At 61.9% G+C, this 19,026-nt stretch carries 17 protein-coding genes and 1 pseudogene; 4 read left to right on the top strand and 14 right to left on the bottom strand.

Going from position 1 to position 19,026, the window contains the following annotated elements:
- Positions 1 to 16 precede the first annotated feature (16 nt).
- The 9 genes from B0G80_RS43350 to B0G80_RS47620 all read right to left on the bottom strand — a co-directional run bounded on the left by B0G80_RS43350 (position 17) and on the right by B0G80_RS47620 (position 10,241).
- Positions 17 to 1,594 carry a DUF3138 family protein gene (locus tag B0G80_RS43350; protein WP_116123598.1) on the bottom strand — a complete coding sequence of 526 codons (1,578 nt, stop codon included), beginning with the start codon at positions 1,592 to 1,594 and terminating at the stop codon, positions 17 to 19.
- Positions 1,595 to 1,632: 38 nt separating this feature from the next.
- The gene (locus tag B0G80_RS43355; protein ID WP_106277415.1) at positions 1,633 to 2,544 is read right to left on the bottom strand and encodes an ABC transporter permease subunit; all 912 of its coding nucleotides are present in this window, start codon (positions 2,542 to 2,544) and stop codon (positions 1,633 to 1,635) included.
- Positions 2,541 to 3,515: an ABC transporter permease subunit gene (locus B0G80_RS43360; protein ID WP_116123599.1), complete on the bottom strand. Its 975-nt coding sequence runs from the start codon at positions 3,513 to 3,515 to the stop codon at positions 2,541 to 2,543. Before B0G80_RS43360 ends, B0G80_RS43355 begins: the two co-directional genes overlap by 4 nt.
- Positions 3,512 to 4,675, bottom strand: coding sequence for an ABC transporter ATP-binding protein (locus B0G80_RS43365; protein WP_116123600.1), 1,164 nt, complete (start codon positions 4,673 to 4,675; stop codon positions 3,512 to 3,514). The genes B0G80_RS43360 and B0G80_RS43365 overlap by 4 nt, the downstream gene beginning before the upstream one ends.
- Positions 4,676 to 4,887: 212 nt before the next feature.
- Entirely contained in the window at positions 4,888 to 6,009 is a 1,122-nt protein-coding gene (locus B0G80_RS43370) for a polyamine ABC transporter substrate-binding protein (protein ID WP_106277421.1), read from the bottom strand.
- Positions 6,010 to 6,082: 73 nt separating this feature from the next.
- A complete protein-coding gene (locus tag B0G80_RS43375; protein ID WP_116123601.1) occupies positions 6,083 to 7,528 on the bottom strand; it encodes an aspartate aminotransferase family protein in 1,446 nt (481 codons plus the stop codon).
- Positions 7,529 to 7,555: 27 nt separating this feature from the next.
- Entirely contained in the window at positions 7,556 to 8,890 is a 1,335-nt protein-coding gene (locus B0G80_RS43380) for a glutamine synthetase family protein (protein ID WP_116123602.1), read from the bottom strand.
- Positions 8,891 to 8,922: 32 nt separating this feature from the next.
- Positions 8,923 to 9,717 (bottom strand): gamma-glutamyl-gamma-aminobutyrate hydrolase family protein, encoded by a 795-nt coding sequence (locus B0G80_RS43385; RefSeq protein ID WP_116123603.1) that lies wholly within the window; start codon positions 9,715 to 9,717, stop codon positions 8,923 to 8,925.
- A gap of 302 nt (positions 9,718 to 10,019) precedes the next feature.
- The gene (locus B0G80_RS47620; protein ID WP_370577238.1) at positions 10,020 to 10,241 is read right to left on the bottom strand and encodes a hypothetical protein; all 222 of its coding nucleotides are present in this window, start codon (positions 10,239 to 10,241) and stop codon (positions 10,020 to 10,022) included.
- 458 nt (positions 10,242 to 10,699) lie between these two features.
- Here B0G80_RS47620 and B0G80_RS43395 point away from each other — a divergent pair, with 458 nt between their 5' ends.
- The 3 genes and pseudogenes from B0G80_RS43395 to B0G80_RS43405 form a co-directional block, all read left to right on the top strand.
- Complete coding sequence (locus tag B0G80_RS43395; protein ID WP_106277429.1) at positions 10,700 to 11,251, top strand: cupin domain-containing protein; 552 nt, start codon at positions 10,700 to 10,702, stop codon at positions 11,249 to 11,251.
- A 102-nt stretch (positions 11,252 to 11,353) separates the two neighbouring features.
- Complete coding sequence (locus B0G80_RS43400; protein ID WP_116123604.1) at positions 11,354 to 12,847, top strand: aldehyde dehydrogenase; 1,494 nt, start codon at positions 11,354 to 11,356, stop codon at positions 12,845 to 12,847.
- Positions 12,848 to 12,857: 10 nt separating this feature from the next.
- Positions 12,858 to 13,202: pseudogene (locus B0G80_RS43405) on the top strand (arginase family protein); the annotation flags it as partial.
- 25 nt (positions 13,203 to 13,227) lie between these two features.
- Here the strand turns inward: B0G80_RS43405 and B0G80_RS43410 are convergent.
- The 4 genes from B0G80_RS43410 to B0G80_RS43425 form a co-directional block, all read right to left on the bottom strand.
- Entirely contained in the window at positions 13,228 to 14,424 is a 1,197-nt protein-coding gene (locus tag B0G80_RS43410) for an MFS transporter (RefSeq protein ID WP_116123605.1), read from the bottom strand.
- The gene (locus B0G80_RS43415) at positions 14,421 to 14,954 is read right to left on the bottom strand and encodes a MarR family winged helix-turn-helix transcriptional regulator (RefSeq protein ID WP_106277435.1); all 534 of its coding nucleotides are present in this window, start codon (positions 14,952 to 14,954) and stop codon (positions 14,421 to 14,423) included. The genes B0G80_RS43410 and B0G80_RS43415 overlap by 4 nt, the downstream gene beginning before the upstream one ends.
- Positions 14,955 to 15,067: 113 nt before the next feature.
- Positions 15,068 to 16,087, bottom strand: coding sequence for a VTT domain-containing protein (locus tag B0G80_RS43420; RefSeq protein WP_116123606.1), 1,020 nt, complete (start codon positions 16,085 to 16,087; stop codon positions 15,068 to 15,070).
- A 334-nt stretch (positions 16,088 to 16,421) separates the two neighbouring features.
- On the bottom strand, positions 16,422 to 16,838 hold the full coding sequence (locus B0G80_RS43425; RefSeq protein ID WP_106277439.1) for a cupin domain-containing protein: 417 nt from the start codon (positions 16,836 to 16,838) through the stop codon (positions 16,422 to 16,424).
- Between the two features lie 176 nt (positions 16,839 to 17,014).
- Here B0G80_RS43425 and B0G80_RS43430 point away from each other — a divergent pair, with 176 nt between their 5' ends.
- Positions 17,015 to 17,620 carry a peroxidase-related enzyme gene (locus B0G80_RS43430; RefSeq protein WP_116123607.1) on the top strand — a complete coding sequence of 202 codons (606 nt, stop codon included), beginning with the start codon at positions 17,015 to 17,017 and terminating at the stop codon, positions 17,618 to 17,620.
- A gap of 95 nt (positions 17,621 to 17,715) precedes the next feature.
- Here the strand turns inward: B0G80_RS43430 and B0G80_RS43435 are convergent, their stop codons facing one another.
- Positions 17,716 to 18,966, bottom strand: a complete 1,251-nt coding sequence (locus B0G80_RS43435; protein WP_116123608.1) for an MFS transporter — start codon at positions 18,964 to 18,966, stop codon at positions 17,716 to 17,718.
- Positions 18,967 to 19,026: the final 60 nt, after the last annotated feature.

Here is a 19,026-nt window from a genome sequence, read left to right on the forward strand (position 1 = left end):
GCGCCGGCAGAACAGATTAGAACGAGTAGATGAACTGGGTTGCGAGCAGGTCGTTGGACTTGCCATACGAACCGTCGTTCTTCAGGAACACCTGCTTGTTGGCCCAGTCGTGGCGGTATTCCACCTTGACCGTGATCTGCTGGGTCGGATAGAACAGCAGATCGAGCGAAACATCCTGGCGGGTCGCGCCCTTGCATTCGAAGCCCAGGCCGCCGTTCGCCTGCGAATTGGCGAGACAGTCCGCGCCGATACCGAAGCCGTTCGCTGTGTCCATGCCGTTGCCGTTCAGCGCGATGCCACCGCCGCCGCCACCGTTCTTGCTGTCGACCAGCAGGTCGTAACGCACCGTCGCGCCCATGCGGCCTACCACCGGCAGATTGAACTTGCGGTGCGCGAGCAGCGACAGGCCGTACCACTGAGCCTGGCCGCCGTTGTACGCGGCGTTCTGCTGCTGGCCGTAGTCGAGCTCGGCGTTGTACTGCACGTCGGCGAGCGTGTAGGTCAGGTCCGCTTCGGTGAAGAAGAACGTGCCGCCCGAGCTCGGCGCCTGGCCGCCCACGCCGTAGCTGACCGTGCCGTTCGCGTCGATCGAGCTAGGCAAGGTCTGACGGCCGATGTTGATCGACGCGCCGAGATCCAGCGCGCTCGACCACGTGTAGTCGGTGCGAGCCGTGAACGTCGGAATCTTGTTGCTGGTCGTGATCGGATCGCCCAGCGCGTTCGTGCCCGTCTGCGTGACTGCGCCGAACGTGCGGTACTGCTCGTTGCCGAGGAAGAACTTCCACGCCCAGTTGCCGGCCGTGTAGTTCGCGCCGATCCCGACATAGCTGCCCGGATCGGAGAAGTCGTACAGCAGGTTGTGCGTGAGCGTGAGCATCTGATTCGACTGCTGCACTTCATAGCCGCCGAAGCTCGGAATCAAACCGGCCACGAGTGTCGTGGTCGCCGTCAACGGCACATTCACCACGGCCGTGTTCAGGATGTTGTTGCCGATATCGCCGTGCGAGTTTTGCAGCAGCGTAATGCCGTTGCCGCGGTTCGGCATCAACGTGATCTCCGCCGACGGCGCCATCGGGCCGACACCGAAGGTCTTCTTGATGTCGAGGTACAGATCGCCGAACGTGCTGTTGAAGTAGTTGTAGCTGCTTTCGTGGTTCGCGAACAGGAACGACGAGCTGCTCTGTGCACGGTTGTACAGGTACGTCGGGTCGATATAACCCGTCACCGACAAACCGGCGATCGGCCCGGTCTGCGCCGCGTCTTCGAGCGAATCGACCTTCAACTGCTGATTGGCGATCTGTTGCTTCATCGCCGTCACGTCGTCGTTGGTCAGCGTCGCCTGAGCCTTGCCGTAATCAGGCGACGAGACATCCACCGGCGCGGCCACTATCGCCGGGGCAGGGGCCGCTGTCGCGGCCGTCGCCGCGGTGGCTGCCTTCGGCTTGGTGGCGACTTCAGCCCGCAACTGCTTGACCTCCTTTTGCAGTGCATTGAGTTGGGCCTGGAGCGCCTTGATCTGGTCGCTGGTGGCATCCGCCATGGCCATGCCAGGCAGACTCCCCGCCACCAACAGACAGATGAGCTTCTTTCTCATTCAAATTCTCCTTATTGGTCGTATTGCGAATGGACTTCTTATGCGCGTGCCGTATCGAGCGACTTTCGTACGGCAGCTTGTTGTGGTGCGGCGGGCAAGGGGTCAGCGGCTTCGGCGAGGGCGAAAGCCATCTGCATGTCGCGATTGCGTTTGCGTTCGCGCAATTGCATCCAGCGGTTTACGGCAATCACGCCAATCGTCACCGTGGTGATGAAGATCGTGGCGAGCGCGTTCATTTCCGGATTCAGGCCGAGACGTACCCGCGAGAACACCACGAGCGGCAGCGTGGTCGAACCGGGACCGGACAGGAATGCGGAGAGTACGAGGTCGTCGAAAGACAGCGTGAACGACAGCAGCCAGCCCGACATCAGCGCCTGCGAGATCAGCGGCAGGGTGATCAGGAAAAACACCTTGAACGGCGTGGCGCCGAGGTCGAGCGCGGCTTCCTCGAGCGACTTGTTGAGCTCTTTGACACGCGATTGCACGATGATCGCCACGTACGACACGCACAGCATCACGTGGCCGATCCAGATCGTGAAGAGGCCGCGGCCCTTCGGCCAGCCGAGCATCTGTTCGAGCGCGACGAATAGCAGCAGCAGCGAGATGCCCTGAATCACTTCAGGAATCACGAGCGGCGCGTTGATCATGCCGGCGAACAGCGTGAAGCCGCGAAAGCGCCCGAAGCGCGCGAGCACGAAGCCGGCCCACGTGCCGATCACGACCGAAGCGCATGCGGTCAGGAGGCCGATCTTCAGCGAGAGCCACGCCGCATTCAGCAACTCGCCGTCCTGCAACAGCGCGCCATACCATTTGAGCGAAAAGCCGGACCACACCGTGACGAGCTTCGACTCGTTGAACGAGTACACAATCAGGCTGATGATCGGAATGTAGAGAAACAGAAATCCGAACGTCAGCACGCTGTTGGAAAGCGTCTTATTAGGCTTGATCATTTCGCGCCCTCCAGTTCCTTGACCTGGTAGTACTGGAACACGGCCATCGGCACGAGCAGCAGTAGCACCATTGCGACGGTGACGGCGGATGCCATCGGCCAGTCCATATCGTTGAAGAATTCATCCCACATCACGCGGCCGATCATCAGCGTGTCGGCGCCGCCGAGCAGTTCCGGAATCACGTATTCGCCGACCGCCGGAATGAACACGAGCAGACTGCCGGCGATGATGCCGTTCTTCGACAGCGGCAACGTGATGCGCGTGAAAGCGGTCCACGGTTTGCAGCCGAGGTCGTAGGCCGCTTCGAGCAGCGTCAGATCCATCTTCACGAGGTGCGCATACAACGGCATCACCATGAAGGGCAGGTAGGAATAGACCATGCCGATATAGACGCCAATATCCGTGTGGTAGAGGCGCAACGGCGAATGAATCATGCCGATCGCCATTAGCGTGTGATTGAGCAGGCCGTCGTCTTTCAGAATGCCGATCCATGCGTAGACGCGGATCAGGAATGACGTCCAGAACGGCAGCATCACGCCCATCATCAACAGGTTGCGTTTCGTCGGTTCCGAGCGGGCGATGTAGTACGCAATCGGATACCCGATCAGCAGGCAAAAGAAGGTCGACACCGCGGCCATCTTCAGCGAGCTGATATACGTGGCGACGTAGAGATCGTCCTGCAGCAGAAACGCATAGTGGCTGAGCTGCATGGCGAAATGCACCATGCCGTCCTTGACCGTGACGAGATCCGTGTACGGCGGAATGCCCAGACGCAGATCCGCGAAACTGATCTTCAGCACCAGCACGAACGGCAACGCGAAGAACACCGTGAGCCAGAGGAACGGCACACCGATCACGGTCGAGCGGCCCGACGGCACGAACATCGACAGGCGTTTTTTCAGCGAGCCGAACAGGCGGCTGCCGGACGGCGCGCCGAGCGCCGCGGGGGAGGAGGTAGTGGGATTGCTCATTGCGTCAGCACCACGCCGCTAGCCGGCGACCAGTAGACGAACACGTCGTCGTTATAGGAAGGCGCACCTTCGGCCATCAGATGCGAGCTGGAGAGATTCGACACGACGGTCTTGCCGCTCGGCAGACGCACGTGATACAGCGAATAACTGCCCATGTACGCCACATCGGAGACCACGCCGCGCGCCCAGTTGTGCGGCGTGCCCGGTTTGTCGAGCGAGACCTTGATGCGCTCCGGACGCACCGAGATCCCTACCGGCATACCAAGCGGTCCGGTAATACCGTGGCTCACGTAAATGCGTGATTCGAGGTCTTCGCTTTCCACGAAAATATGGTCCGGCTCATCCGCGACCACCGTGCCTTCGAACAGATTGGTCGAGCCGATGAATTCAGCGGAGAAGCGGCTATTCGGAAACTCGTACACCTGGCTCGGCGAACCGATCTGCACGATGCGGCCTTCGCTCATCACGGCGAGGCGCCCGGCCATCGTCATTGCTTCTTCCTGATCGTGTGTGACCATCACGCAGGTCACATCGACCTTCTCGATGATGTTCACGAGTTCGAGCTGGGTCTTCTGGCGGATCTTTTTATCGAGCGCCGACATCGGCTCGTCGAGCAGCAGCAGCTTGGGGCGCTTCACGAGCGAACGCGCGAGCGCCACACGCTGCTGCTGGCCGCCTGACAGTTGATGCGGCTTGCGCTGTGCGTATTTGCTCATCTGCACGAGATGGAGCGCATCGGCGACGCGTTCCTTGATCTCGTTCTTCGGCGTGCCTTCCTGCTTCAGGCCGAAGGCGATGTTCGCCTCCACGCTCATGTGCGGAAACAACGCATACGACTGGAACATCATGTTGACCGGCCGCTTGTACGGCGGCATCGCGGCGAGATCTTCGCCGTCGACGAAAATACGCCCGGAGGTCACCGTCTCGAGCCCCGCGAGCATGCGCAGGAGCGTGGACTTGCCGCAGCCTGAGCTGCCGAGCAGCGCGAACAACTCGTTCTTGGCGATGCTCAGGTTGACGTTGTCGACAGCGGTGCTGTCGCCGAATTTCTTCACGACATTTTCAATGCGAACGAATTCGTCCGATTTCGATTTTGTCGTCACTGCGGGGCGGGCCATCTGGGTGGCGCCGGCTGCGCTTTTTGAGGTCGTCGAGTTCATGATGTAACCATTCCTTGCGGATCGCGGGCGCAAGTGTCTCCATACGAGGCGCGGGAAGCGTCTCGCAACGTGCGCTGCGATCGGAAAACATGGGACTGCGCGCGGGTGGGACTGTTAAAACAAACGCGCAGGCTGACTACCGTTACGGCTATTCATGCGCTCAGGGTTCGAGCGATCCCTGAGCGCGGGATCGATTAATTAATGTGGCCAGGTTAATGACCGGTTTTAAGCTGTGCCCAAAGGCGGTTTTCAAGGCGCAGAATGTCGGTCGGCATCGGCTTCATGAGCGTCATTTTGCTCAACACCTCATCGCCCGGATAAACGGTCTTGTCCTGTGCGACCGCCGGCGTGACGAACTGGCGCGCGGCCTTGTTCGCGGTTGGGTAGAACACTTCGTTGGTGATCGCGGCGTTAACCTTCGGGTCCGAGATGTAGTTGATCCATTTCAGCGCGGCTTCCGGATGCGGCGCGTCTTTCGGGATCACCATCACGTCGAACCACAAGAGGCCGCCTTCCTTCACGTTCGAGAACTTGATCTGATACGAGCGCTTGGCTTCTTCGGTGCGGCGGCTGGCAATGCCGACGTCGCCCGACCAGCCCAGGACCACGCACACATCGTTATTGGCGAGGTCGTTGATATAGCCGGACGAATTGAATTGGGTGATATACGGGCGGATCTTTTTCAGTACTTCGAATGCGGCCTGATAGTCGGCGGGGTTCGTGCTGTTCGGATCCTTGTGCATGTATTGCAGCGTGGCGGCGAAGACGTCGACGGCCTGATCGAGGATCGACACGCCGCAGCTTTTCAGCTTGGAGAGATTGGCCGGATCGAAAATCAGTGCCCAGCTATCCACCGGTGCATTGGCGCCGAGCGCTTTCTGTACGGCCTGCACGTTGTAACCGATGCCGTCCGTACCGTATGCCCAAGGCACACCGTACTGGTTGCCCGGGTCGGCGTCGGCAATCATCTTCATCAATACGGGGTCGAGATTCGCGAGGTTCGGCAGCTTCGATTTGTCGAGCTTCTGGTATACGCCGGCCTGAATCTGCTTGGCCATGTAGTTCGAAGTGGGCACCACGATGTCGTAACCCGAACTGCCGGCGAGCAGTTTGGCCTGCAAGGTGTCGTCGCTATCGTAGTTGTCATATTTGACCTTGATGCCGTCCTGCTTCTCGAAGTTCGGAATCGTGTCCTTCGCGATGTAGTCCGACCAGTTATACACATTCAGTTCCGTGTCGGCCGCAAGGGCCGGCGTAACCGACAGCGCCGCAAAACCGGTGAAGGCGAGAAGCGCGGCCCCCGCGACCGCATGACGAAGATGACTAACGCTCATGGTTTTTTCCCTTGATATGAAGAACCGGCATGAGCGTAAGTTGTGGGTGTGCTCATGCCGGAACGGACTGCCGTTACGAAATGCCGAGTTGTTGTGCTGTCGCGTCGATGGCTTTTTTGGCCTTCGAAACGATTTCGTCGATTTCCAGCTTATTGATCACGAGCGGCGGCGACAGCAGCATGCGGTCACCGGTGGCGCGCATGATGAGGTTGCCGTTGAAGCAGAAGTCGCGGCAGATCGTGCCGACATCGCCGCCGTTGGCGAAACGCTTGCGCGCTTTCGGCTCTTGCGCGAGTTGCAGGCCGGCCACCAGACCTGCACCGGAGATTTCGCCGACGATCGGGTGATTGGCGAAGGTCTCGCGCAACTGTTTCTGGAAATACGGACCGGTGTCGTTCTTCACGCGATCGACGATCTTCTCGTCGCGCAGCAACTTGAGGTTCGCGACCGCGACGGCGGCGGCAACCGGGTGGCCCGAATACGTGAGACCGTGATTGAAGTCGCCATTTTCGATGATCGCCTTCGCCACGCGGTCATGCAGACCGACCGCGCCCATCGGCACATAGCCGCTCGTCAGACCCTTGGCCAGCGTGATCAGATCCGGCTCGAAACCGAAGTGCTGATGCGCGAACCATTCGCCGGTGCGGCCGAAACCGCCGATCACTTCGTCCGCTACGAGCAAAATGTCGTACTTGCGGCAAATGCGCTGAATTTCCGGCCAATACGTCGAAGCCGGGAAGATCACGCCGCCCGCTCCCTGGAAAGGCTCACCGATGAACGCGGCAACGTTGTCCGCGCCGATTTCCAGAATCTTCGCTTCAAGTTGCTGCGCACGGGCCAGCGCGAATTCTTCCGGCGTCAGGTTGCCTTCTGCTTCGCCGAAGAAATACGGCTGGTCGATATGCACGATGTTCTCGACTTTCGAGGGCATCTGTTCATGCATGTAACCCATGCCGCCGAGCGTGCCGCCCGCGATCGTCGAACCGTGATAGCCGTTCTTGCGCGAGATCACGAACTTCTTCGCATGCTTGCCTTGCGTCGCCCAATATTGATGGACGATACGCAGCACCGTGTCATTGCCTTCCGAACCGCTGTTGCAATAGAAGAAGTGATTGAACGGTTCCGGCGCCAGCTCCGCGAGCAAGGCCGACAGTTCGATTACGGGCGGGTGCGTCGTTTTGAAGAAAGTGTTGTAGTAGGGCAGTTCCTGCATCTGCCTGTACGCGGCATCGGCCAGTTCCTTGCGGCCATAACCGACGTTCACGCACCACAGGCCGGCCATGCCGTCGATTACCTTGTTGCCATCCGAATCCCACAGATACACGCCTTGCGCTTTCACGATCACGCGGCTGCCGCTGCGGTTGAGCGAACCCATATCCGAAAACGGATGGATGTGGTGAGCGGCGTCGAGCGCGCGATATTCGGCGGTGCTGCGTTGTTGCGTAGCTTGTGCTGCCTGTGCGCTTGCGGCCGGCTGGGCCGGTTGCACGTAAGCGACTTCTTCTGTTCTGTAGCTCATTACTGCCTCCAATTTTTTGCGTTTGCCTTACACGTGCAGCAGCAAATGCCGGCGTTCCCACGAACTGATCACGCGGAAGAACGCTTCGTATTCGGTTTCCTTCAGGGCGAGGTAGGCTTTGACGAATTTCTCGCCGAGTACTTCGGCGATCGGCTCGCATGCGCCCATCAACGTCAAACCCTCTTCGAGATTGCGCGGCAACTGGTACGGCAATTCGTAACCGTCGCTGAGCAGCGGCTCGGTGGCTTTCAGTTTCTGCGTCATGCCGAGATAGCCGGCGGCGAGTGTCGCGGCAATCGCGAGATACGGATTGCAGTCCACACCAGGAATACGGTTTTCGATGCGGCGTGCAGCCGGCCCCGAATGCGGAATCCGGAAGCCCACCGTGCGATTGTCGTAACCCCAGGCCACATTGATCGGCGCGGCCATGAAGCGCGACAGGCGACGATACGAGTTGATATACGGCGCGAAGATCGGCATTAATGCGGGCGTGTACTTCTGCAAACCGGCGATATAGCCCGTAAACAAAGAAGTGGGTTTGCCGTCCGGGCCGGTGAACAGGTTGTGACCGGTTTCTTCGTCCACGAGGCTTTGATGCATGTGCATGGCCGAGCCCGGTTCGCCTTCCATCGGCTTGGCCATGAAGGTCGCGTACATCTTGTGGCGCAGCGCGGCTTCACGCACCGTGCGCTTGAAGAGGAACACGCTGTCGGCGAGCTTGAGCGGATCGCCGTGCATGAAGTTGATTTCCATCTGCGCGGCGCCGACTTCGTGAATCAGCGTGTCGACTTCGAGTTCCTGCACCTCGCAGTACTCATAGATATCTTCGAAGAGCGGATCGAATTCGTTGACCGCTTCGATCGAGTAAGCCTGACGGCCGGTTTCCGGACGGCCAGTACGGCCGATGGGCGGTTGTAGCGGAAGGTCCGGATCCTTGTTCATATCGACCAGATAGAACTCGAGTTCGGGCGCGATAACCGGCTTCCAGCCTTTGGCCTTGTAGAGTTCGAGCACGCGGCGCAGCACACGGCGCGGCGAGATCGCAACGGGCGTGCCGTCGAAGTGAACGCAATCGTGGATCACCTGAGCGGTCGGATCGACGGCCCACGGGATCATGCGGATGGTGCTGGCGTCGGGCACGCACACCATGTCCGGATCGGTCACGCCGGTGAGCGTGCCGTCTTCCGGATAGTCTCCTGTGACGGTCTGGATCATCACCGCCTGCGGCAAGCGCATGGACTCGCCGGATTCGAACTTGCTGCGCGGAATGATCTTGCCGCGCGCGATCCCGGCCATATCCGGAATGATCGCTTCGATTTCGGTGACACGGTTCTTCTTCAGAAAATCGTCGATGTCATGCATGTCTATTCTCTCTGTTTTGGTGCGCGACCGGCTCAGGCATGCGTGGCAGCGGCGGATGCCGCGCCATAGCCGGCCTTGGTGCGCATTCGATCGCGGCAGGCGTCGCCGAATGCCCGAAAGATCGCGGTGGACAGTGCGTCGCTGGCATGCTTCCACTCCGGGTGCCATTGCACACCCAGCGCGAAGGCGCGCGCATCGTTCACGCTCACCGCTTCGATCAGGCCATCCGGCGCGGTGGCTTCGGCCGTGAGGCCGACGCCCAGCCGCTCGACGCCCTGACCGTGCAATGAATTCACACGCGCTTCATTCGTGCCGCCCGCGAGGCGCTGCAACAAGCCGCCCTGCGTCAGCGTGATCGAATGCGACGGTGCGTATTGCACGTCGAGGTCGTCTTCCTTGTTCTCGCGATGATCGTTCAGACCGTCCACCGCGTGAACGCTTTGATGCAACGTCCCACCGAAAACCACGTTCAGTTCCTGAAAGCCCCGGCAGACGGCCAGCACCGGCACGCCGGCGGCAATTGCCGCGCGCATTAGCGGCAGCGTCGTCGCATCGCGTGCGGCGTCGTGCAGCGTGCCCGGCGTGCTGGGGTGGCCGCCGTAGCGGTGCGGCTCGACGTTCGAGTAGCTGCCTGTAAACAGCAGGCCGTCGACTGTCGCCAGCACGTCTTCAACGGACTGACGCTCGCCGAGCGCGGGCAGCAGCATGGCCAGCGCCTGTGAACCGTCCACGATCGCGGCGATGTATTTCTCGCCGACCACGTGCGACGGGTGGACTCCCATCATCGTTCTGTCAGCGCTGATGCCGACCAAGGGTTTCTTTCGCATAACGAATAGACGTGTGTGTTCCCCGCGGGATGCGGCACGAACAACGTTAAACATAGCGCGGCACGATTGCGCAGCCGTGCGCAAGGCGCAAGGCCACCGGGTAGTGCAGGCGGTCGTCGTCAGGAAAACGCGCCGCGCGTGACAGTCAGATGGGCCGTTCGATTCGATCCGCTGCGGTGCGCAACTGATCCGGCAGGTGTGAAATGCACAGGCGGCAGACGGCACCGCACATGCACAAACGCACGGCTCGAAAGAGCGCGCTCACGCAAACGGATGAATCGAACGGCGAAAAGGGGGAGGCGCTACGGCAGCAGCGAGGCGACTTCGTCCGTACGCACGGCAATGAAGGCGCGCGCGGAGATAGAGTTGTGACGTCGAACTGAACGGCGGGACAGGATCGTGAAGACGGACAGAAAGCGGCGGAACGCAAGGCTGCCGCTGCTGCCGTCGGCGATGGCGCCGTCAGCGCGAGGACAACTCGCCTGACTACGATTCCATCTCACCAAAGGGCCTCGGACTCTCACGATTACACTCGACTGGCGACGTTGAAAGTATTGAACGGCCTGCTCGAAACCCGCACGGGGCGTTTAAAGAAACAGGACGCTGGGATGATCGCCTTGCACCGATGCGAGCCGAATTCGCTGCGCCGCGAAACACCGTTCGGTGTCTCATGACGTCGGTATGACGATCGCCTGGGAACCAGCATATACGAGCCAATAAAGCCGTCAAACCCTTTTTGAGAAAACATTTATCAGGGCTTTCCCGAGGGTGCGGCTAGAATCGCGGCCGATGGGAACGTTCATTGCGCCATTCATTTGCGCTATTCATATTTCGGAATCCTTTCAGGGTTTTCCCCCAAAGGCGCAACGATCAAAGTGATTAGAATATTCAACACTCGCGAGCAGCGCGTTGCCCGAGTCTTGTGTTTCATTCATCTGATCACTTGGCGCCCCGATCGTCTTCAATGTCAGAGAACCTAACGATGTCCATAGAAGTAGCGACCCGTCTGCAATACATCCGCAAGAAGAACGGCTTGTCCCAGCGTGAACTGGCGAAACGGGCGGGAGTGACGAACGGCACGATCTCGCTGATCGAACAGAATCGCGTGAGCCCCTCGGTCGGCTCGCTGAAGAAACTGCTCGAATGCATACCCATGAGTCTCGCCGAATTCTTCACCTTCGAAGTGGAAGTAGAACGTTCGGTCGTGTCGCGCCGTGCCGACATGCCAAACCTCGGCAATGAGTCGATCGAGTTCTATCTCGCGGGTTCGAGCGTGAAAGATCGCAACATGGGCATTCTGCGCGAGGTCTATCAGCCGTTGTCGGACACGGGGCCGGAAATGCTGGAGCACGAAGGGCACGAGGGCGGGGTGGTGGTCAGCGGTCAGATCGAACTGACGGTGGACGGCACCACGTGGCTGCTCGACCCCGGTGACAGCTACTACTTCGAAAGCCGTCTTCCGCACCGTTTTCGCAATCCCAGCGCGGAGCATCTCTGCGAGATCGTGTCGGCCAATTCGCCGCCCACTTTCTAAAGACTCCGCGCCAACGCGCCTCGACTCAACTCACTGCCGCGGTTCGGTGCCGCATGAGGTCGGTGCAGGTTTGCGTCGAGCGCATAACATTGAGGCATCCTGATGGACAAGAAATCTCTCGCTTTCTGGCAAGACAAGGCCGCTGCGCTATCGATTGAAGGCCGCGCGTTTATCGACGGCGAATACCGTGACGCCGAAGGCGGCCGCACTTTCAACTGCCTGAGCCCGATCGACGGCAAACTGCTCGCGAAAGTTGCCGACAGCGGCGCGGCCGACGTCGACGCCGCCGTTGCCGCCGCGCGCCGCGCCTTCGACTCCGGCGTATGGTCGGGCCTCAACCCGCGTCGACGCAAGGCGGTGCTGCTGCGCTGGGCCGCGTCGATTCGCGAGCACATGGACGAGCTCGCGCTGCTCGAAACGCTCGACGCCGGCAAGCCGATCGCCGACACCACCAGCGTCGACGTACCGGGCGCGGCGTATTGCGTCGAATGGTTCGCTGAAGCCATTGACAAAATCGGCGGCGAAGTTGCGCCGGCCGATCATCATCTGGTCGGACTCGTCACGCGCGAGCCGATCGGCGTGGTGGCTGCGGTCGTGCCGTGGAATTTCCCGATCCTGATGGCGTCGTGGAAATTCGGCCCGGCGTTGGCGGCGGGCAATAGCGTGGTGCTCAAGCCATCGGAGAAGTCGCCGCTCACCGCGATCCGCCTCGCGCAACTCGCACTCGACGCCGGTATTCCCGCCGGTGTGTTTAACGTCGTGCCGGGCGCGGGCGAGCCGGGCAAGTTGCTGGCGCTGCATCACGACGTGGACTGCCTCGCCTTCACCGGCTCGACCAACGTCGGCAAGCTGATCATGCAGTACGCCGGGCAATCGAACCTGAAACGCGTGTGGCTCGAACTCGGCGGCAAATCGCCGAACATCGTGATGCCGGATTGCCCGGATATGGACCGCGCGGCGAACGCCGCGGCGGGTGCGATCTTCTACAACATGGGTGAAATGTGTACCGCAGGTTCGCGCCTGCTCGTGCATCGCGACATCAAGGACGTATTCCTCGACAAGCTGATCGCCGCGGCGCGCAGCTATACGCCGGGCAACCCGCTCGACCCGAACACGTCAATGGGCGCGATCGTCGACAAGGTTCAGCTCGAACGCGTGCTTGGTTATATCGAGGCAGGCCGCGCTGAGGCGAAGCTGCTGCTCGGCGGCGCGCGCGTGAAAGAGGAAACCGGCGGCTTTTATATCGAGCCGACCATCTTCGAGATTCCGGCTTCCGGCGCGAAGGTTGCGCGGGAGGAAATCTTCGGGCCGGTGTTGTCGGTGATCACGTTCGACACGGTGGATGAGGCAATCAGGATCGCTAACGACAGCGAATATGGTCTTGCCGCCGCAGTCTGGACCTCGAACCTGACCACCGCGCACGAGGTGTCGCGTCAACTTCGGGCCGGCACGGTATGGGTCAATTGCTACGATGAAGGCGGCGACATGAACTTCCCGTTCGGCGGCTACAAGCAATCGGGCAATGGCCGCGACAAGTCGCTGCATGCTCTGGAAAAATACACCGAGCTGAAGTCCACGCTCGTGCGGCTGCGCTAAAGGATTCGCGAATATTCTCGACGCCGCCTGGGTGCACGAGCATGGCACGCGGGCGGCGGTGGAGCGGATTACGTCGATTGTGGGCGCATGTCCCGCGTATTTGACGTTCGATATCGACTGTCTCGATCCGGCCTTCGCGCCGGGTACCGGGACGCCGGTGGCGGGCGGTTTGTCGTCGGCGCAGGGGCTCGCGATCGTACGCTCGCTCGGCGCGTTGAATCTGGTGGGCGCGGACGTCGTGGAAGTCGCACCGGCTTACGATCAGAGCGAGATCACGGCGATCGCCGCGGCGCATATCGCGTGTGACCTGCTGTGTCTGTGGCGGCAGCGCAAGGTTGCGGGACGCGAGGCTTAGGCGCGCTCAATCGAGGCGAACCGGCTCAGCCCATCGACGACGATTGTTCGGGCTGGCGCCGGCCTTCACGCAGACCCAGTATGTAGATCACCAGCGCGCCGCTCATCAGCGCGAGTTGCCACATCAGCATATCGCTGCCACGCGCGTTTATCGCAAAGCCCGCGACGAGCGGCCCCACGATCGAACTCGCGGTGAAGGTGAGCGACAACAGCCGCATGTTGCGCGCGAGCGCGGCCTTGTCGCTGCAAGCCGCCGCATACATGCCGAGCGTGATGAACGAACTGTTCATGCCGCCGAGCAGCAGCGCGCTCGCCGCCGCGAGCCACGATGCGGGGGCGGCCAGCGCGAAGCCGCAGATGGCGAGCGTGCTGAGCGCGGCGCACACGATCACCGTGGCCGCGAGCCCCGCGCGATCGGCCAGCCAGCCAACCGGAAATTGCAGCGCCATGCCGCCGACCCCGAACAGCGTTAGCAGCGTGGCGGTTTGCGTGGCGTTGAGGCCGTGCGCGTCGGCGAATAGCGGGAAGAGGCCGTAAAGCGCACCGTCGCCGATACCGCCTGCCGCGATGACCACCATGCCGAGGCTCACCAGCGGGCCGAGGACCAGACGTCGTTGAGCGCTCTTTCTTCGCGCAGGCGGCGCGGCTTGCAAAGCTGGCGCGTTCTTATCGGATGCGGTCAGCCAAAGCGGCAGCGCCGCTGCAAACGTGAAGGCCGCGCCGGCCACGAACGTGATGCGCCCATCGACATCGCACCACACCGCGATTGCAGGCCCGATGACACCGGCCGTGGCGATCAGCGCTTCGTGTACGCCCACCACGCGTCCGCTCGACTCAGCGGGGACCAGACTGTAGAGCCATGTTTCATTGGCGATCCATCGCAAGCCGATGCCGAACCCCGTCAGCAGACCGGGTACGAGCCACAGCGGCCACGACAACGTACCCATGATGGCGAAGGCCACCAGCGTGGCCAGCAGACCTAGCGACACCGTGCGTTTCGCGCCGATGCGCGCCATCAGCCACGGCGCGATCAGCAAACCGGCCAGCATGCCGGTCCACTGCGCGGCGGAAAAGAGGCCGGCGCGTGGCGCATCCAGGCCGCGATGGGCGAGCCACACCGGCAGCACCATAAAGCCGATGCCGAACTGGCCGACCTGCGAGAGCGTCGACACCACGGTCAGCGCAGCGATTGCCGGCCAGCGCACCGGCGCGGCGGGTTTCATGGGCTGCTCCGCGCGGGCATGGGCAGACCCTGCTCGCGGCATTCGACCGGACAGCCGGCTTTCAGGCACGGACCGTCGTCGCACAGGCGGCACAGTTGCATGGCGTGCGCGGGGTCGCGAGTCTCGTTCCACAAGATCTTGATCAGCAGGCTTTCCAGCACCTCGCGCTCGCTGTCTTCGAGCCGGCCGACTATGCGTTGCAGCATCCTGTCGCGCGCCATTTGCAGACGCCTGGCCTCACGTTTCCCGGCTGTGGTCAATGCAAGTGCGACAGCCCGTTTATCGGCGCCCGATTTTTTCTCGACGAGCCCCGCCTCGACCAGTCCCGCCACGGCGCGCACGGCGGCCGGATGCGACAGATCGACCGCCTCGCGCAGCACTTCAATGGATGAATCGGGGTATTGGCCGACCGCGTTGAGCATGGCGCGGGCGGTGGGGCCGGCGAGCGCGTCCACGGTGGGTTGCGCGTTCATTTCGTCCGTGACCAGCAGGGCGAGCACGCCGAGCAGATTTTCTGTGCGCTGCGTCATGGGGATGCCTCAATGTGTGCAACGTGCATATATGCATGTTGCACACATTGAAGTCGAAGCGCAAGCGGAATTTTGACGGCAACGCGGGCGATACGCGAGGCACGCGTGGAGCGTTATTTCGCCAGCCGCGCCCGTACCGTGTATTCGCCTTCTTCGCCCTCGTCCTCGATCATGTGGGCCTTCGCGGTGTGGAAATCGGCCGGCAACGGTTCGACCGGATAGCCGCGTTTTTGCCACGCATCGAGGCCGCCCTTGAGCGCGCGGATATGGTGGATATTCTTACGATGCAACTGTTCGACGATTCGCTTTGCCGTCGCTTCATTCGGACACACGCAGTAGACGACAATCGGCCGCTTCAGCAGTTCGGGGTCGATCGGCTCGGGCGAATCGAGATCCAGCGGCCGTGCGCCGGCAATCCGGTGCGATTCCTTCGCGCGCACGCTGCGTGGCCGCGCGTCGAAGATCAGCGGCGGCTCGTTTGACTTCATCATCTCGTCGAGCTGATCAGGTGAAATACGCGTATGTGCGAGCCAGCGGCGAAACTGCCAGCGGCGCACGCAGCGATACAGCAGCACGGCCACGAAGATCGCGGCGAACGCGTCGAAAATCGTGCCGCCGTTGTGGCGCACGAGCAGCATCAGTTGCACGATCTGGCCGTGCAGCGCGGCGCCGCCAATCACCCATACGCTTGCCCACAGCGTCGTGCCGACAAAATCCCACAGCAGAAACACGCCGAAATTGATGGCTGTCGTGCCGAGCAGCGGCGCGGAGATCAGGCCGAGGCCGGGCAGGAACTTCGCGACGGTGAGAATCGGCGCGCCGTACCGTTCGTAAGCATTGCGCGCGATCCGCGTCGTAGTGTCGAGCGAGAGAGAGAAGCGTACGAGATAGTTCAGAAGGCGGCGGCCATAGGCCCGTCCGGTGAAAAACCATAGCGAGTCGGCGATCAGCGTGGCGGCGACCGCGGCGCACACGACGCTCGCATACGAGGTTTGCCCCATGGCGGCCATGGTTCCACCGAGAATCAGCATCGGCGCGGCCGGAATCGGCACGCCGAGCTGCGTGATGAGCACGCTCATGAACACGGCCCATACGCCCAGCGAGGGTGGAATAGCAACCGGAAAATGCCACACAACCGCGCTCCTGAGAATGCACTGAAAAGATTTGCAACGTGCGCGCCAGGGCGGCGCATGGCGAACAGGCTGCGCATGTTCCGTTCCCGCACGACGGCGAGCCACGCCGCATCGGCACGCGGCCGCCCCGTAAAAAAGACATGAAAGGCGGATTTAAGCACAGGTGGCAAAACGGCGCTGCGGAGAAGGCTGAACGCCGGCTTGATTGAGTCAGGATGGCGGGGCGGAGAATGGGCGCGGCAAAGATCAGCGGGCGAGCCCTGATGCAGTCGGCCGTTATTAACTGGCCGGCCGCGCCGCCCCTCACTTACTGGATTACGTACTCGAAGCCGATTCACGCTTCAGTGGCGGGATCGTATGGCACGACACGTTCGTCCTCATTCGCATGATTGCGCGCCACGATGGCGCGCGCCGCGTGATTGGCGTCCAGGTTGAACGGCTGATGCGGCACGCCAGGCGGAATGAACAGGAAATCGCCCGGTTCGGTGATGACGGACTCGCGCAAGCCGGGCCCGTAGCGGGTCTCGATCTTGCCCTCGAGCTGATAGATCGCGGTTTCGTAGTCGGCGTGGAAATGCGGCTCGGCATGGCCGCCTGGCGGCACCACGACCATGTACATCGACAAACCCGTGCTGCCCGCGGTGCCGGTGGAGATGCCGACAAAGTAAGGCAGTCGCTGGGTCGTCGCCATTTCCCGGTCGGGTCGAACCTTGACGACGGGCGCTCGCGCGTCGTGCGAAACGTCTGACATGGTCTGCTCCTGCTGAAATCCGGCCGGCGCCGGTCGTCGCGGCGCGGCTCATGCTCCCTTGAGTGCAAAGTCTAGACGATATGGGCGCCGATATCGGACCTTGTCGAGCGCATGCTGCGGTCGTGCGGCTTGCTAGAATCGTCGTCATACCCAAACAGATACGACGGAGACACAGCATGACAAAGCCTCAGCCGATCAGCCGCTACCCCGTGCCCAAACCAGACGCATGGCCGGACGACATTCGCGCGCGGATTCTCGAAGTGCAGGAAAAAGCCGGTTTCGTGCCGAACGTGTTTCTGACGCTGGCGCACCGCCCGGACGAGTTCCGCGCGTTCTTCGCTTATCACGACGCGTTGATGCTGAAAGAGGGCGGCCTCAGCAAAGGCGAACGCGAGATGATCGTGGTCGCCACCAGCGCGATCAACCAGTGCCTCTATTGCGTGGTCGCTCATGGCGCGATTCTGCGCATCTACGAAAAAGCGCCGTTGGTGGCCGATCAGGTTGCCGTCAATCACCGCAAGGCGGATATCACGCCGCGTCAGAAGGCGATGCTCGACTTCGCCGTCAAGGTTTGCAGCGCGTCCGGCACGGTCGGCGACGCCGATTTTCAAACGCTGCGCGAGCACGGCTTTTCCGACGAAGACATCTGGGATATTGCGGCGATCACCGCGTTTTTCGGTTTGTCGAACCGCATGGCCAACGTCATTTCCATGCGTCCGAACGACGAGTTCTATCTGATGGGGCGCGTGCCGAAAGCCACGGCGGACACGCCGAAAAAGTAGCCGCACACGAGCGTTTCCCGCTGTTTTTGACTGAGTGCAGGTGGCCTCGTCCGCAGCGGCCACCGGCATGCACGCTCACGCAGGCTCACGCAGGCTCACGCAGCCGCCGGTTCAACTCGAAGCGCGGGCGTGCTCACGGTGGTGTCGTCGATCGGGAAGTGCAGCAGCGCGGCCACGAGGCCGGCGACCACCGTCGCTTCCCACAACAGCGAATACGAGCCGGTCAGATCGAATACCAGACCGCCGAGCCACGCGCCGAGAAACGAGCCGATCTGATGGCTCAGAAAGCAGACCCCGAACAGGCTGCCGAGGTGGCGCGTGCCGAACACTTTCGCGACGAGCCCGCTCGTGAGCGGCACGGTGCCGAGCCAGGTCAGGCCCATCACGGCCGCGAAGATCACTACCGACGCCGGGCTTTTCGGCAGTAGAAAGAACGCGCCGATCGTCACACTGCGAATCACGTAAAGCCAGCCGAGCACATGGTGCTGCCGGAAGCGGCCGCCCAGCCAGCCGCACGCCCAACTGCCCGCCATGTTGAACAGGCCGATCAGCGCGAGCGCGGTGGCGCCGAGCCCGACCGGCATATGGCAAAGCGACAGATATTCGGGCAGATGCGTGGCGATGAAGGCAAGCTGGAATCCGCAGGTGAAGAAACCGAGCGACAGCAGCCGGTAGCCGCGATGCCCGGCCGCTTGACCCAGCACCTTGCGAAGCGGCGCGGCCGGCGCTTCCTGAACGGGCGTGCCGACCCGCGCGCGGCGGTCGAGCACCATGCCGAGCGGGGCGATCAGCAGCATCAGGAAAGCGAGCACGAATAGCGACGTCGCGATGCCCGAACTGAGCCGGATGCCCTGTACGAGCGGGACCATCAGCACCTGGCCCGCGGAGCCGCCCGCGCTGACGAGGCCCATCGCCATGCTGCGTTTTTCCGGCGAAGCGATGCGGCCGACCGCCGGCAGCACCACGCCGAAAGTCGTGCAACTCACGCCAATGCCGACCAGCAGTCCCATTCCGACGATCAGCATGGCGCCGCTGGGCGCCACGGCCGCGAGGCCGAGCCCCGCCGCGAACGTCGTTGCGCCGAATGCCACCACCGGCGCCGAGCCGTAGCGATCCGCGGCGGCGCCGGCGAACGGCTGGGCGAAACCCCACACGAGATTGTGCAGCGCGATCGCGAAGGCGATCAGTGTGACCGGCAAGCCGCGGTCGAACGAGAATGGTCCGATGAAGAGGCCGAAGGTCTGCCGGATCCCCATCGCGGCGCTCAGAATGAGCGCGCCGGCGAGAATCACGAGCGTCGTCTGATTGAAGGCGGGGGCGAAGCGTCTGCTGTTGGCGGTGGACATGGTTCTGATCTCCTTGGACACATGGTCGCAGCGAGCGGCAGAAGCGGCAAAAGATAAGTT

Origin of the sequence: Paraburkholderia sp. BL6669N2 (assembly GCF_003387275.1) — a bacterium.
Lineage (GTDB): Bacteria > Pseudomonadota > Gammaproteobacteria > Burkholderiales > Burkholderiaceae > Paraburkholderia.